Raw genomic sequence first — 15,527 nt, forward strand, 5'->3', positions numbered from 1 at the left:
ACACCGAAACCGGGCAGAGCCCCAACAAGCGGGCACACGGCCACGCTCGCCGCTGCCCACTCCCCTGGGGCCCAGCGGCGGCAAGCCACCAACACACCGACCTCAGCCCCCGCCGCAACCACGCAGCAACCTCAAACGGTTGCGATCGCGTCCGAAGGCAGGTTCAAGCGAAGCGAGAATCTGATCGCGCAGCGAGCCGCCAGGCGAGACGAAGCGATGCCAGCGATCGCCCGCAGTGCCCGACGATGGAGGGCCCTCCGGGCCCGAAGGAGGAGGGCACTGCCATAGGCACAGACCTCAGCCCGCGCCGCAACCACGCAGCAACCTCAAACGGTTGCGATCGCGTCCGAAGGCAGATTCGAGCGAAGCGAGAATCTGATCGCGCAGCGAGCCGCCAGGCGAGACGGAGCGATGCCAGCGATCGCCCCAATTTTTCGACGATGGAGGGCCTTCAGGCCCGAAGGAGGAGAAAAATTAATCAGCACGCCTGTCCAGGGCCGTCTGCAAGGCGCGGGCGGCTTCTTCCTGGGCGTCTTCGGCGGGGGCGCTGTTCTGCGTTTCGTTCATGATGGGTTGCTCCGATCGCTGAGCTGGTGGCCAGAGGGGCCGCCGGAGAGGCCGTGGTTCGCACGGTCCGGCGTGGTATCGGTCTCATGGCCAGGCAGAGCCTCCGCAGCGGGTGCCGGCCTGCCGATGATCAGGCCCCGCTGCGGCAGCGAAGGATTACCACGTAACGCCGCATGACTACTGCGAGGTTACCCCCGGTCCGGCGGGTTGTCCCGACCCGTGGCCCAAAATCTCGGTATATGAGACGGGCGGGTGTCCGGCACGTGGCCGGACACCCGCCTCAAGCTCGGCGTTCGCGGGGTGCTGGGGGCGACCTCAGCTCCCGGACACGCCTCACGTCGATCCCGGGGGACGCCCCCGGCCCCCCGCCCTAACCCTCCAGGTCGACGCGGCGGCCCATGTCGGCGCCCACCTCGCGGGTGATGGCGTCGACGAGCTGGGGGGCGATGGCCGAGTCGACGGTGAGCGCGATCAGCGCCTTGCCGCCCTTGGCGTCGCGGCCGACCTGCATGCCCGCGATGTTGACCTGCTCGTCGCCGAGGAGCTTGCCGACGGCGCCGACGATGCCGGGGCGGTCGACGTAGGAGAAGAACGCCATGTGCTCGGTCGGGACGAGCTCCATGTTGTAGCCGTTGATCTCGATGATGCGCTCGGCGTGCTTGGGGCCGGTGAGCGTGCCCGAGACCGACACGACGGAGCCGTCGGACATCGTGCCGCGCACCTGCACGACGTTGCGCCAGTCGGGGCTGTCCTCGCTGGTGGTGAGGGTGACCTCGACACCGCGGTCGCGGGCCAGCAGCGGCGCGTTGACGAAGGTCACGGCCTCCTCGATGACGTCGACGAACACGCCCTTGAGCGCGGCCAGCTCCAGCACCTTGACGTCGTGCTCGGCGATCTCGCCGCGGACCACCACGTCGAGCCGGACGGGGACGCCGCCGGCGAGGGCGGTGAAGATGCGGCCGAGCTTCTCGGCGAGCGGCAGGCCGGGCTTGACGTCCTCGGCGACGGCGCCGCCCTGGACGTTCACGGCGTCCGGGACGAACTCGCCGGACAGCGCGAGCTTCACCGAGCGGGCGACCTGGGTGCCCGCCTTCTCCTGCGCCTCGTGGGTGCTGGCGCCGAGGTGCGGGGTGACGACGACGCTGTCGTGGTGGAACAGCGGGCTCTCGGTGCAGGGCTCGGTGCTGAACACGTCGATGCCGGCGCCGGCGACCCGGCCGTCCTTGAGCGCGAGGTCGAGGGCCGCCTCGTCGACGATGCCGCCGCGGGCGGCGTTGACGATGCGGACCGACGGCTTGACCCGCTGCAGCTCGCGGTCGCCGATGAGGCCGAGTGTCTCGGGCGTCTTCGGCAGGTGGACGGTGATGAAGTCGCTCTCGGCGAGCAGCTCGTCGAGGGTGACGAGCTTCACGCCGAGCTGCGCGGCGCGGGCGGCCTGGACGTAGGGGTCGAACGCGATCACGTTCATGTCGAAGGCGGCGAGGCGCTGGGCGACGAGGACGCCGATGCGGCCGAGGCCGAGCACGCCGACGGTCTTGCCCTGCAGCTCGACGCCGGTGTACTTCGAGCGCTTCCACTCGCCCTGCTTCAGCGCGGCGTGGCCCTGCGGCACGTTGCGGGCGGTGGCGAGGAGCAGCGCGATCGCGTGCTCGGCGGCGGTGACGATGTTGGACGTCGGCGCGTTGACGACCATGACGCCGGCCTTGGTGGCGGCCTCCACGTCGACGTTGTCGAGGCCGACGCCGGCCCGGGCGACGACCCGCAGCTTCTTGGCGTGCTGGAACACCTCGGCGGTGACCTTGGTGGCACTGCGGACGATCATGGCGTCCACGTCCGCGACGGCGGGCAGCAGCTGGGCTTTGTCGCTGCCGTCGACGTGGCGGACGTCGTAGTCGGCCTCCAGCACGGCGATGCCGGCCGGGGAGAGTTCTTCTGCGACGAGGACGACGGGCTTGCTCAAGAGGAAACAGTCCTTCGGAAGTGGATGTTCGTGTGCTGTGTGCAGGTGAAGTCGCGAGTCACCTCGTCGTGCCCTCGCCCCCGACGGCGAGTCTATAACCCGGGGGAGGGACCGGCTCGCGGCAGGGAAAGACCCACCAGTAACTCCGGTTCGTCCCGCCGCGCCGGTTTCGTCAGGCGGCGTTCGGCTCCGGCACCGAGACGAGCACCGACGCGACCCGCTCGGCGTCGGCCACGTGGACGTGCGGGACGTCCACGAACACGCGCAGCGGCCCGGGCGGCAGCCCCAGCTCGTCGGCGACCCGGACCTGCACCTCGCGGAGCGGGATGTAGGCCAGGTAGGCGCGGTGGACGTTCTGCGACCGGAACATCGCCGTCATGATCAGCCGGTAGCCGCGGATGCGGAACGACAGCGCGGTCAGCGCCGGCAGCCCGTCGGCCGGCTCGCCCGGGACCGTCAGCGAGATCCAGGCGCTGGTCGTCCACGGCCTCGCGCGCAGCAGGTCCACCACCCAGCGGATCTGGTCGTGGCCCTGCAGGTCGTGCAGCCGCGGCCAGAACCGCCCCCGGACGGCGCGGCGGGTGCGCTCCCGCGCCCGCCGGACGAGCCGCTCCCGGTCGCCGTACTCGCGCAGGATCGGGTCCTCCCAGCTCAGCGAGCAGATCTCGAACAGCAGCGGCGGCCCCTCGATGATGGGCCCGCCGTCCTCGAGCCCCGCCTCCCCGGCCGCCCACACGTGCCGCAGGACACCGATCCACGCCTGCCCGCACGTCTCGAAGCGCCGGACGTCCTTGTCCTCCCGCGCCGGCATGTCACGGCTCCTCGCCGCGACCCGCTCCCCGGCCCGCCGCGCGGATCGGGGATTCGCCTGCCCGTCGCATTGTCCGTCCGGCGAGGAATTCCGGAGCACCGCCCGCCGGTGTCCCCGCTTTGCCGCCGTTCCGCCTCACATCGCTCATGCACACGCCCCAAGGCCCGCTCCGACCGAGGTCACGAGGTGTTCGCGCAGGTTCTCCCGCGCCGGCCACGGCCGTCACGGCTTTCTTCAAGTATCTGGCAAAGTACCCAGAAAGGATAGGGATGATTGGCGGCCCGGCGCCTTCACCGTCATTATGACGCGTGCGACGATGATCGGTCAGCGGACAATCTGTCCAAAAGCCGCGTTTCGCCTTACCAGGGGCCCGCCTCGCCGGGATCCGTCCGGGCCTCGCGTCACCAGGGGTCGGGGACGTTCCGGTACAGCACGACATAGCCGTTCCGCCGGAAGACCTCCCGGTACCCCTCGGCCTTCAGCTCCTCGACCCGCCGCCGCTGCTCGGCGGGCGAGGCGAAGGGGAACTCCAGCCGCTCCACCTGGGCCACCACCCAGGGCGCGCCGTGCGAGGTGTCGTCCCACAGCAGCACGCGGGCGCGGGACGTCAGCGCCGGGCCGACGCCGTTGGCGGCCTCGACCAGAGCGCCGTCCGGGATGCGCGCCACCGCCGCAGACGCCGCGCCGGCCCGCTCGTTGTGGCGCCACAGAGCGGGGTCGGCCAGGTGCCGGTACGCGAAGAACGGCACGCACGCGACCGTCGCCGCGAGGATCCCGGCCATCGGCGCGCCCGCGAGCCGCCGACCCCGCGCGAACCGGACCCGAGCGAACCGGGGCCGCGCGAACCCGACCCGGCCGCGCAGCCGCGCCGCGCCGTCCGCCGCCGCCAGGACGAGCACGGCGACGATGAAGGCGTTGTAGTGGTAGTGGGGCTCCCACCAGTTGCTGAACCGGCTGGCGAGCATCCGCTCGGCGAGCAGCGGGACGGCCGCCAGGGTCAGCGGGGACGCCAGCGGCAGCAGGAGCAGCGGCAGCAGCACCAGCGCCATCGTGAGGAGCTTCTGCGGCGGGTCGCCGAGGACGAGCACGACGTCCCACGGGTGGGTGAGGGCGTGCGCCGCGGCGCCGGGAAGGTCGGGGCCGAGTGCGCCGTACGCCCAGTAGTAGTCGTTGTCCCCGCCGAACGCCGCGATGACCACGCGGGAGCAGAACCAGGTGGCGGCCAGCCCGGCCGCGACGTACGCCAGGCCCGCCCGCCGGTCCCCCGGCGGCAGCAGGCCGCGAAGGGAGCGCGGCGGGCGGTGCCCGCGGCCCGCCGGACGGGTGAGCAGGTAGAGGCCGAAGCCGGCGAGCAGCAGCCCCATGTCCTCCTTGACCAGCAGCAGGGCGAACGCAGCGGCGGCCGCCTGGCCCCGCCGTCCCGCGTCGTACCGCTCGATCATCAGCGCCGACAGCAGGGGGACGAAGGCGACCTCGTGGAAGTCGAAGGCGAGCGCCTCGGCGATCGGCCAGGAAAGGGCGTAGGCGGCCGCCGTGCAGTAGGCGGCGCGGGCGCCCAGCCTCCGCTCGGCGTACCGCCAGATCGGGAGGATCGCGAGCGCGAGCAGGACGGCCTGCGCGACCAGCAGGGTCGCCGGGCCGTCGTGGATCCGGTAGAGGGGCGCGAGCAGCGCGAGGATCGGCGAGAAGTGGTCGCCGAGGATCGAGAAGCCAGGGCCGAAGTCGTTGTGGACGCCCTTGACGATCGCGACCGGCAGACCGAACCGGCTGTAGGAGCGGACCGCCTGGTCGAAGATGACCAGGTCGTAGCTGCCCGCCCGGAAGGCGCGCAGCCGCAGCAGCGAGTACGCCGCGTACAGCAGCGCGCTCGCCGCGACCAGCGCCCCCAGGGCGGCGCGCCGGCGCCGGGCGGCTCCCCCGCGGCCCGCGGAGGAGCCCCCGGCCGTTCCCTGCACCGCAACCGCCTCGACCACGCGCCGGACGCTATCACCAGCCCCGGCGCGCGGCCGATCGGCCCGGCTCGCGCTCGCCACGCCCCGTCTTCTACCCCGCCTCGCGCCGGGTCAGGGTGAGGCGGCCGCCGGTCACCGCTCCGGCGGCGCACGCCGCGACGAGCGGGATTCCGATCCCGATCGCAAGCAGGAGCAGCCACGGAACGTCGATGATCGTGCCGTGCGGAGCAGCGCCCACCTCGTCCACGGTGTCGGTGAGCGGGCGCGCCACCGCGAGGCCGGGGACGAGCCCGCCGGCGATCCCGAGCCAGCAGCCGAGCGCGGCGATGTAGGCGCCCCGGCCCATCGTCAGGAGCCGGCCGGTGCGGGGCCGGGCGCCGACGGCGCGCAGCGTCGCGAGGTCGGGGCGGGCGTCGGCGGCGGCGAGCCCGGTCGCGATGAGCGTGGCGCCGATCGCCAGGACGGCGGCGAGCGCGCCGAGCAGCAGCGTCGTCCCGCCGAAGGACTCGGTGAAGCCCCGCTCCACGTGGACGGGGTCGTCGTCCGGGCTGAAGGCCGCCATCGTCCTCTTCAACCGCGCCTCCTCGGCCTTGGTGACCCGGTGGTCGGCGCGGTCCACCCCGACCGCCTCCGTCCCGATGGGAACGCCGGCCTTCGCGGCGAGTTCCTCCGCGGCCTTCGGGGGGACGATGGCGCGCACGTGCGGGTCGCCCTGGGCGGTGACGGCCGGCAGGTCCTTGATCGTCGCACTCGTGTGCTGCCGGTCGTCCTTCCAGTAGGTGACGGTCGCGGTGGCCGTCCCGCCGGGGAGCGGGCGCACCCGGAACATGACGATCTTGCCGGCGGCCAGCGCCGAGGACACCGCGGGGTCGTCGCGGCCGAGCAGCAGCCGGGCCTCCCGCGCGCCCCCGACGAGGGCCTCCATCATCTGGACGGAGGGCTCACCGGCCTGCTCGGCGGTGAAGGAGAGGGCCAGGCACTTCGAGGTGTCCTCGGACAGGCAGGGCGCGCCCTCCCCCGGCAGGGTGCGCAGCGGGACGACGGGCACCCCCGGCAGGGCGCGCTGGACGGCGGCCGCGGCGGCCGCCTCGTTGCCGCCCTGGGGCAGCCGGATCAGCGCCGAGCCGTGCGGCAGCCGCGCCTGGTACTCCACCTGCCGCTGCCGGTAGTCGCTGGCGCCCCCGATGGCCAGCGCGGTGACTCCGGCCACGGCCGCCATGATCGCGGCGACCGCGGGCGCGGTGCGGGCCCGGTTGCGGGCGCCGTCCCGGACGGCGAGGCGAAGCGGCAGCGGGAGCCGGGGCGCGAGCCGCCCGGTCGTCTCGACGATCCACGGGCAGGCGAGCACCAGGCCGATGATGATCGCCGCGGCGCCGAGCGCGGCCCCGAACTCGCGCAGCACCCGGATGCCCTCCAGGGACGCCGCCACGCCCGCGAGGACGAGGACGCCCCCGGCGATCGGCCAGCCGCGCCGCGCCGCCGCCGCGGGTTCGCGGCGTCCGGCGAGGGCGGCGACCACGTCCATCCGGCCGGCCTGCCAGGCGGGCACCAGCGCGGCGAACAACCCGCTGCCCGCGCCCACCAGCATCGTCGCGGCGACCGCGATCCACGGCACGCTGAACGGGCCGAAGCCGCTCCCGGACGAGGCGCGCACGATGACGGCCGCGGCGGCGATGCCGAGCCCGGCCCCGGCGACGGCGGCGATCCCGCCGAGGAGCAGGCCGCTCGCCAGGACGACGGCGCGCAGGTGCCGGCCGGCGCCGCCCGAGGACGCGACCAGCGCGAGCTCGCGGCGCCGCCGCCGGACGTCCATCAGGAACGCCGGCCCGGCGAGCAGCACGACCTCCAGGAGGACCATCGCGAAGAGCATCGCCAGGATGGCCGACTCGGCACCGGTCGCGGAGCCGGGCTCCCCCTCGACGTTCGCGTCGACGGTGGCCTGGAGCACGGCCAGCGTGACGACGGCGCCGATCGGCAGGCCGATCATGGCGAGTACGAGCGCCGTGCGGCCCTTGGCGCGCAGCGCGTCCTGGCGGGCCATGCGCAGCGCGAACGCGTAGCGGTTCACAGTCTCTCCTGGAGAAGGCTCTCGGGGCCGGACGAGCGGGCCGTGGCGTCGACGATCCGGCCGTCGCGCAGGAACACGACCCGGTCGGCCCAGGCGGCGTGCCGGGACTCGTGCGTGACCATCAGGCAGGACGCGCCCGCGTCGCAGCGGCCCCGCAGGACGCGCAGGACCTCCTCGCCGGTGTGGCTGTCGAGCGCGCCGGTGGGCTCGTCGGCGAGGACGAGGCGCCGATCGCCGACCAGCGCGCGGGCGATCGCGACGCGCTGCTGCTGGCCGCCGGACATCTCCTCGGGGAACCGGTCGGCGAGTTCGGCGACGCCGACCTCGGCGAGCGCCTCCCGCGCCTCGCGGCGGGCCTGGCGGGCACGGACGCCGTCCAGTTCGCGCGGCAGCATGACGTTCTCGCCCGCGGTGAGGCTCGGGATGAGGTTGAGGTCCTGGAAGACGTAGCCGACGCCGCGCCGGCGCAGCGCCGCCCGCCCCGTCCGGCCGAGCCCGCCGAGGTCGGCGCCGTCGACCAGGATCCGTCCCGAGGTGGGGCTGTCGAGCCCGCCGGCGAGCGCCAGCAGGGTCGACTTCCCGGAGCCGGACGGGCCCATCACGGCGACGAACTCGCCCGCCGCGACCTCCAGCGTCACCCCGCGCAGCGCGTGCACCAGGGACGGGCCGGCGCCGTGGTCGCGGGAGACGTCCCGCATCGCCAGCAGGCTCATCGGCGCGCCTCCTCGTCCGACGGGGCGGGCGCCTCGGCGGGGAGCGGCGGGGCGGCGGGCTCGGCGCGGGTGACGTAGGCCTCGCAGTGGTCCAGCCAGCGCACCTCGGCCTCCGCCTGAAAGATCATGGACTCCAGGACCAGCCGCCAGGCCCGGTCGCCCTGGTCCGCCGGGACGGCGGGCGCGTCGGCCTTGAGCCGGGTGAGGTCCTGCAGGGCGCGCAGCGTGGCGGTGCGCTGGGTCTGGACGACGTGCGCGACGTCGACGCCCGGTGTGGTGACGGCCATCGCCAGCTTGATCGCCAGCTCGTCGCGGGGCCGGTCGGTGCGTGCGATCGGGGTGGCGAACCACCGCCGCACGTCCTGCTCGCCCGCCGGAGTGATCCGGTAGACGAACCTGCCCTCGTCGTCGGCGCCGACGCGCGTGACGAGCTCGTCGCGCTCCAGGCGCGACAGCGTGGAGTAGACCTGGCCGATGTTGAGCGGCCAGGTGGCGCCGGTGGACGACTCGAACTCGGCGCGCAGCTGGTAGCCGTAGCGGGGCCCCTGGGACAGAAGTGCCAGCAGGCCGTGACGGATCGACATGCCTACCAAGTATGCATACGGAGTATGGTCAGGGCAATACCGAGTATGCATCCAGGAGGAAACCGCAGGTGGAGGGGGGCGCCGCATCCAAAGAGCCCCCCGTCCCCGGGAAGACACTTCTCAGGGGAGGCCAGGGCGACGCCGTTCGCGTACATGCGAAGGCGCGGGGGCCGCCGGCTCCCCGCGCCTTCGCGGAACGGCTCAGTCGCCGAGCCGGCTCAGTCGTTGAGCCAGCTCATCATCGGGCGCAGCTCGGCGCCCGTCTTCTCGATCGGGTGCTGGGCCAGCTCCTCGCGGTACTGCGTGAACTTCTTCTGGCCGCCCTCGAACTCGTCCACCAGCTCCTTGGCGTACTCGCCGGACTGGATCTCGCCGAGGATCTTCTTCATCGCGGCCTTGGTCTCCGGCGTGATGACGCGCGGCCCGCGGCTGTACCCGCCGTACTCGGCGTTGTCGGACACCGACCAGTACATCTTGTGGATGCCGCCCTCGTACATCAGGTCGACGATCAGCTTCATCTCGTGCAGGACCTCGAAGTAGGCGACCTCCGGCTGGTAGCCGGCCTCGGTCAGCACCTCGAACCCGGTCTTGATCAGCTCGGAGACGCCGCCGCACAGCACGGACTGCTCGCCGAACAGGTCGGTCTCGGTCTCCTCGGTGAAGGTCGTCTTGATGCCGCCCGCGCGCAGGCCGCCGATGGCCTTGGCGTAGGACAGCGCCAGCGGCCAGGCGTTGCCGGACGGGTCCTTCTCCACGGCCACGATCACCGGCACGCCGCGCCCGGCGACGAACTGGCGGCGCACGAGGTGCCCCGGGCCCTTCGGCGCGACCATGGCCACGTCGACGCCCTCCGGCGGCTGGACGAGGTCGTAGCGGATGCTGAAGCCGTGGCCGAAGAACAGCGCGTCGCCCTCGACCAGGGCGGGCCTGATGTCCTTCTCGAAGATCTCCCGGTGGTGGTGGTCCGGGGCGAGCAGCATGATCAGGTCGGCCTCCTCGGCGGCCTCCGCCGGGGTGACCACGCGCAGGCCCCCGGCCTCCGCCTTCTCCCGGCTGGCCGACCCCTCGCGGAGCCCGACCCGCACGTCGACGCCGGAGTCGCGCAGCGAGAGCGCGTGCGCGTGCCCCTGGCTGCCGTAGCCGATGATCGCCACGTGCCGGCCCTGGATCACGCTCAGGTCGGCGGCGTCGTCGTAGAACATCTCAGCCACAGTGCTGTTGCCTTTCGTTGGTGTGGTTGTGCCGCCCGCTGGGACGGCCCGGGTCGCGGGTCAGGCGCTGCGCTCGATGGCGCGCAGCGAGCGGTCGGTGATGGACCGGGCGCCGCGGCCGACGGCCACCATGCCCGACTGCACCAGCTCCTTGATGCCGAACGGCTCCAGGATCCTGATGAACGCGTCCAGCTTGTCGCGGTTGCCGGTCGCCTCGATCGTGACGGCGTCGGGCGCGACGTCCACCACCTTGGCGCGGAACAGCGACACTGTCTCGAGGACCTGCGAGCGGGTCTCGGCGTCGGCGCGCACCTTGACCAGGATGAGCTCGCGCTGGACGGACGCCGAGGGGTCCAGCTCGACGATCTTCAGCACGTTGACCAGCTTGTTGAGCTGCTTGGTGACCTGCTCCAGCGGCAGGTCGGCGACGTTCACCACGATCGTCATCCGGGAGATCTCCGGATGCTCGGTGGTGCCGACCGCGAGGGACTCGATGTTGAAGCCGCGCCGGGAGAACAGGGCCGCGACCCGAGCCAGGATGCCGGGCTTGTTCTCCACCAGCACCGAGAGGGTGTGCAGGCTCATCGGGGTCAGTCTCCGTTCTCCCACTCGGGCGCCATGTCCCGGGCGATCTTGATGTCGTCGTTGGCGGTGCCGGCCGCGACCATCGGCCAGACCATGGCGTCCTGGTGGACGACGAAGTCGATCACGACGGGGGCGTCGTTGATCTCCATGGCCTTGGCGATGACCTCGTCGACGTCCTCGGCCTTCTCGCAGCGCAGGCCGACGCAACCGTACGCCTCGGCGAGCTTGACGAAGTCGGGGATCCGCTTGGCCGAGTGGAGATTCGTGTTGGAGTAGCGCTCGTTGTAGAAGAGCGTCTGCCACTGCCGGACCATCCCGAGGTTGCCGTTGTTGATCACGGCGACCTTGACCGGGATGCCCTCGATCGCGCAGGTCGCGAGCTCCTGGTTGGTCATCTGGAAGCAGCCGTCGCCGTCGATCGCCCAGACCGTCGAGTCGGGCGCGCCGACCTTGGCGCCCATCGCCGCCGGGACGGAGTACCCCATCGTCCCGGCGCCCCCGGAGTTCAGGAACGCGCCCGGCCGCTCGTACTTGATGAACTGCGCGGCCCACATCTGGTGCTGGCCGACGCCCGCGACGTAGTACGCCTCCGGCCCGGCGATCCGCCCGATCCGCTCGATGACGTACTGCGGGGAGAGCGAGCCGTCGGCGGGCGTGTCGTAGCCCAGCGGGTACGTCTCGCGCCAGGCGTCGAGCTGGCGCCACCAGTCGGTGTAGTCGCCCTTGCGTCCCGCCTCGTGCTCGTTCTGCAGGGCGACGATCAGGTCGGCGATCACCTCGCGGGCGTCCCCGACGATCGGGACGTCGGCGTGCCGGTTCTTGGAGATCTCCGCCGGGTCGATGTCGGCGTGCACGACCTTGGCGTGCGGGGCGAACCCGTCCAGCTTCCCGGTGACGCGGTCGTCGAACCGGGCGCCGAGCGCGACCAGCAGGTCCGAGCGCTGGAGCGCGCCGACCGCGCCGACCGCGCCGTGCATGCCCGGCATGCCCATGTGCAGCGGGTGGCTGTCGGGCAGCGCGCCCTTGGCCATCAGCGTGGTGACGACCGGCGCGCCGGTCAGCTCGGCGAGCACCTTCAGCTCGGCGGACGCGCCCGCCTTCAGCACCCCGCCGCCCACGTACAGCACCGGGCGCTTCGCCTGGACGATCAGCCGTGCCGCCTCGCGGACCTGCTTGGAGTGCGGCCGGGTGACGGGCCGGTACCCGGGCAGTTGCAGCGGGACAGGCCACTCGAACCCGACCGTGGCCTGCAGGGCGTCCTTGGCGATGTCGACCAGGACGGGCCCGGGCCGCCCGGAGCCCGCGATGTGGAACGCCTCGGCGACGGTGCGGGCGATGTCGCCGGCGTCGGTCACCAGGAAGTTGTGCTTGGTGATCGGCATCGTGATGCCGACGATGTCGGCCTCCTGGAAGCCGTCGGTGCCGATGAGCGACGAGGCGACCTGCCCGGTGATCACCACCATCGGGACCGAGTCCATGTAGGCGTCGGAGATCGCCGTGACGAGGTTGGTCGCGCCCGGCCCGCTGGTGGCCATGCAGACGCCCACCTTGCCGGTCACCATCGCGTAGCCCTGGGCGGCGTGGCCGGCGCCCTGCTCGTGCCGGACGAGGATGTGGCGCAGCTTCCTGGAGTCGAACAGCGGGTCGTACGCCGGGAGGATCGCGCCACCCGGGATGCCGAACACGGTGTCGACGCCGACGTTCTCCAGGGCGCGGACCAGCGCCTGGGCTCCCGTCATCTGTTCGGTCGTCATGATTCTGCGGTTCCTTGGGGAGTGAGTGTTGGCTCGCCGGGCAACAAAAAACCCCCGCCGCCGTGAGGCGATCGAGGGGAGGCGCGCAGGACGGAAAGCTTGGTCAGCCTGCGCGCCGACCAAGTACTACGAGGATGATGGAGGTGCTCTGCACGAGCCCACTTTCGCCGATGTCCGGCCACCGGTCAAATCCTTGGACGCTTTGTCTCATATGTCGAGACGACGGTGCGCGCGGCGGCGAGGGCCGCCGGCGGCCTCATCCCGGTAGCGGGAGGGGGAGGTCGCCGCCCGTGCGGCTCTGTCCGCCGAGGTTCGTCCGCACCAGCGACTCGACCCGCCGCGCCGCCATCGGACGCGCCACGAGGAAGCCCTGGCCGCGCGGGCAGCCCATCTCCCGCAGCAGCTCCAGCTGCTCGGGCCGCTCGATGCCCTCCGCCACCACGGTCAGCCCGAGGTCGCTGCCGAGCCGCACGATCGTCCGGGTGAGCAGCGTCAGCGTCTCGTCCGAGCCGAGCCCCGCCACGAACGACGGGTCGATCTTGATGATGTCGACCGGGAGCTGCCCGAGGTAGGCCAGCGAGGCGTAGCCGGTGCCGAAGTCGTCGATCGCGAGCCGGACGCCGAGGTCGCGCAGCTGGGACAGGCGCTCGACGTTCTGGTCGGCGTCCTCGACGAGGACCTCCTCGCGCACCTCCAGCGTGAGCGCCTGCGGCGGCAGCCCCGTCTCCGCCAGCGCCGCCGCGACCGACTCCACGAACCGGGGGGCGGCGATCTGCCGGGCGGTGAAGTTCACCGACAGGCCGACGTCCCACGAGTCGCCGCGCCAGCGGGCCACCTCCCGGCACGCCTCCCGCAGCATCCAGTCGCCGAGCGGGATCATCAGGCCGGACTCCTCGGCCGGGCCGATGAACTCCTCCGGGGGCACCGTCTCGGTCCCCCGGTGCCAGCGCAGCAGCGCCTCCACCCCGGTCACCCGGGACGTGGCCAGGTCGACGACCGGCTGGAACTCCACGGAGAACTGCTCCTCGGCGAGCGCGGTCTGCAGGTCGCTGCCGAGCTCCAGCCGCCGGACGACGTCGGCGTGCATGTGCGGCGCGTACACCTCGACGCGCCCGCCGCCGAGCTCCTTCGCGCGGGCCATCGCCAGGTCGCCGTTGCGGATCAGGTCGGCGGCGCTGCGGCGGAGCCTGCGTCCCGCGTCCGATCCGCCGCCGCGCGGCTGCTCCGCGTCCCCGGCGAACGCGATGCCGACACTCGCCGTCAGCACGATGTGCTTGCTGCCCACCTGGTAAGGGTCGGCCGAAAGTACGCGCAGGAGCCGACCGGCGAGTTCGACTGTGGCGCGCGTCTCAGGGTCGTCCGGCGGGCGCTGGACCAGCACGGCGAACTCGTCGCCGCCCCACCGCGCCACCGTGTCGTCGGCCTGGACGTTCGCGCGCAGCCGCCGGGCCGCCTGCGCGAGGACCTGGTCGCCGGCCGCGTGCCCGTCGGAGTCGTTCACGGCGGTGAAGCCGTCCAGGTCGACGAACACGACCGCCGCCTCGCCGCCGGACGCCTGCCGCGACAGCACCTCCCGCGTGCGCTCCTCGAAGTAGGACCGGTTCGGCAGGCCGGTCAGCCCGTCGTGGAACGTCAGGTGGGCGACCTGCCGCTGGAGCGCCGCCTGCTCGCTCAGGTCGCGGGTGGTGACCAGCAGCCGGGACGGCGCCCCGTCCGAGCCGCTGTAGCGGGAGATCGTGGACTCGGTCGGCAGCCACGTCCCGTCCGCGGCGCGCAGCCGGCACGGCACCCGCAGGGCGTCCTGCGGCCCGACGTCGCCGGACGGCTCCTCCAGGAACTCGGTGAACACCTGCTGGACGCGCGGCAGGTCCTCCGGGTGGACGATCTCGTTCAGCGGGCGGCCGAGCAGCTCGTCCGAGGTGTACCGGTAGGTCCGCAGGGCGCCGGCGCTCGCGTACTGGACGGTGGCGTCGAGGTCGCAGATGAGCACCGCGTCGTTGATGCTCTCCGACAGGGCGCGGAAGTGCTCCTCGCCCGTGCCGACGGCCCGGCGCAGGGCCTCGTTCTCCCGCAGCAGGGCGGCGAGGCGCGCGATCAGCACCAGCGCGGCCGAGCCCGCGGCGATCGAGATCGCCGGCTCCAGGCCGTCGTTGCCGGCGATCGAGTGGCCCGCGATGAACAGCGCGGCCGCGGCGGCGACCGCGGCGGGCGCGAGGCCCGGTCCGATCATGCGGCCGCACTCCTGCTCGGGGGCCGCGACGTCCTCGGGGATGTCGTCGACGGGCAGCGCGGGCTCGGCGTCCGGGCCCGTCCACGGCACCAGCAGCAGGAGCAGCAGCCCGGCGAGGCGCAGGATGTCGGAGGGGTCCTCGGCGGCCCCGCCCCCGTCCAGCCGGACGAACGTGGTGACGATGTCGGCGACCGCGATGGCCGCCAGCGCGCCGTACCCCATCCAGGCGAGGCGGCGGTGCCCGCGCCCGGCGCCGAGCACGAACGGCAGCGCGCCGCAGACGAAGACGATGTCGATGAGCGGGTACAGCAGTTCCAGCAGGAACTCGGGCGGCGACTCCCCCGACCGGTGGTACAGGCTCCCGAACAGCGCCACCCAGCCGAGCACGAACAGCGCGCAGGCGCAGACGTAGGTGTCGGCGGCGTAGCGCAGCCACGTCCCCGCGTCGCGGGGCAGCCTGATCGGCGCGACCAGGCCGGTGACGAGCGCGCCCAGCGCGAGCAGGTAGAACAGGTCGGGTACCGACAGCGACAGGGCGCTGCGGCCGGTGCCGTAGGACAGCGCGCCGCCGACGGCGCCGACGAACCAGGAGGCGGCGGCTATGCCGTACCACCGCCAGGACGCGCGCCAGATGCCGCCGGGGGCGCCGGCGGCGTCGGCCGGCGGGCCGTCCGGGCGCCGGGCCGACAGCAGCAGGGAGATCGCGGCGGCGCCCGCGGCGCCGGCCTCGGTCCACGCGATGAAGGCGCGGCCTCCCCAGCCGAGCAGCGAGCCGGTGGCGTACAGCACACCGAGGATGGCCGCCAGGGCGACCGGCAGCGCACGCGGCGATACCCGCCTGGCGTAGTCGCCGCTCATCGCGCCGTGTCCCTTCCTGCCCCGACGGGCTGATCGGCCCCGGCGGAGAGCGCGCCGCGCCAGGGGAGAGTTCGGGTCCACGACCCCCGCCGCATGGATAACGGTCCGAAGGTCACGGATCGTGCCCCGCGCCGGATCGGAGCGGGCCGGCCGCGAGCGCACCGGGGCTCGCCTGCCGGAGATCAGCGACACTGCTGCACTACGGGATCACCGTGTCGCTCACTGTACGTTCGG

At 73.0% G+C, this 15,527-nt stretch carries 10 protein-coding genes; all 10 read right to left on the minus strand.

The window, feature by feature from the left end; translation table 11 throughout:
• Positions 1-937: 937 nt before the first annotated feature.
• Entirely contained in the window at positions 938-2,527 is a 1,590-nt protein-coding gene (gene serA / locus FKD65_RS12585; protein ID WP_141577677.1) for a phosphoglycerate dehydrogenase, read from the minus strand.
• Positions 2,528-2,699: 172 nt separating this feature from the next.
• Entirely contained in the window at positions 2,700-3,338 is a 639-nt protein-coding gene (locus FKD65_RS12590; protein WP_240810112.1) for a hypothetical protein, read from the minus strand.
• Between the two features lie 401 nt (positions 3,339-3,739).
• On the minus strand, positions 3,740-5,311 hold the full coding sequence (locus tag FKD65_RS12595; RefSeq protein WP_240810113.1) for a DUF2079 domain-containing protein: 1,572 nt from the start codon (positions 5,309-5,311) through the stop codon (positions 3,740-3,742).
• 70 nt (positions 5,312-5,381) lie between these two features.
• The gene (locus tag FKD65_RS12600) at positions 5,382-7,358 is read right to left on the minus strand and encodes an FtsX-like permease family protein (protein ID WP_141577678.1); all 1,977 of its coding nucleotides are present in this window, start codon (positions 7,356-7,358) and stop codon (positions 5,382-5,384) included.
• The gene (locus FKD65_RS12605) at positions 7,355-8,071 is read right to left on the minus strand and encodes an ABC transporter ATP-binding protein (RefSeq protein WP_141577679.1); all 717 of its coding nucleotides are present in this window, start codon (positions 8,069-8,071) and stop codon (positions 7,355-7,357) included. The genes FKD65_RS12600 and FKD65_RS12605 overlap by 4 nt, the downstream gene beginning before the upstream one ends.
• Positions 8,068-8,655, minus strand: a complete 588-nt coding sequence (locus FKD65_RS12610; protein ID WP_141577680.1) for a PadR family transcriptional regulator — start codon at positions 8,653-8,655, stop codon at positions 8,068-8,070. The genes FKD65_RS12605 and FKD65_RS12610 overlap by 4 nt, the downstream gene beginning before the upstream one ends.
• 218 nt (positions 8,656-8,873) lie before the next feature.
• Positions 8,874-9,857: a ketol-acid reductoisomerase gene (gene ilvC, locus FKD65_RS12615; protein WP_141577681.1), complete on the minus strand. Its 984-nt coding sequence runs from the start codon at positions 9,855-9,857 to the stop codon at positions 8,874-8,876.
• Between the two features lie 69 nt (positions 9,858-9,926).
• Entirely contained in the window at positions 9,927-10,451 is a 525-nt protein-coding gene (gene ilvN / locus FKD65_RS12620) for an acetolactate synthase small subunit (protein WP_141577682.1), read from the minus strand.
• Positions 10,452-10,456: 5 nt separating this feature from the next.
• Positions 10,457-12,328, minus strand: coding sequence for an acetolactate synthase large subunit (locus tag FKD65_RS12625; protein WP_168221020.1), 1,872 nt, complete (start codon positions 12,326-12,328; stop codon positions 10,457-10,459).
• Positions 12,329-12,461: 133 nt separating this feature from the next.
• Positions 12,462-15,293: a bifunctional diguanylate cyclase/phosphodiesterase gene (locus FKD65_RS12630; protein ID WP_141577684.1), complete on the minus strand. Its 2,832-nt coding sequence runs from the start codon at positions 15,291-15,293 to the stop codon at positions 12,462-12,464.
• Between the last annotated feature and the right edge of the window lie 234 nt (positions 15,294-15,527).

Source organism: Actinomadura sp. WMMA1423, assembly GCF_006547145.1.
Lineage (GTDB): Bacteria > Actinomycetota > Actinomycetes > Streptosporangiales > Streptosporangiaceae > Spirillospora.

Bases quoted from the DNA above. Each gene is read 5' to 3' on its own strand.
- ilvC (WP_141577681.1), bottom strand. From the start codon at position 9,857: ATGTTCTACGACGACGCCGCCGACCTGAGCGTGATCCAGGGCCGGCAC.
- ilvN (WP_141577682.1), bottom strand. From the start codon at position 10,451: ATGAGCCTGCACACCCTCTCGGTGCTGGTGGAGAACAAGCCCGGCATC.
- FKD65_RS12605 (WP_141577679.1), bottom strand. From the start codon at position 8,071: ATGAGCCTGCTGGCGATGCGGGACGTCTCCCGCGACCACGGCGCCGGC.
- FKD65_RS12630 (WP_141577684.1), bottom strand. From the start codon at position 15,293: ATGAGCGGCGACTACGCCAGGCGGGTATCGCCGCGTGCGCTGCCGGTC.
- FKD65_RS12610 (WP_141577680.1), bottom strand. From the start codon at position 8,655: ATGTCGATCCGTCACGGCCTGCTGGCACTTCTGTCCCAGGGGCCCCGC.
- FKD65_RS12590 (WP_240810112.1), bottom strand. From the start codon at position 3,338: ATGCCGGCGCGGGAGGACAAGGACGTCCGGCGCTTCGAGACGTGCGGG.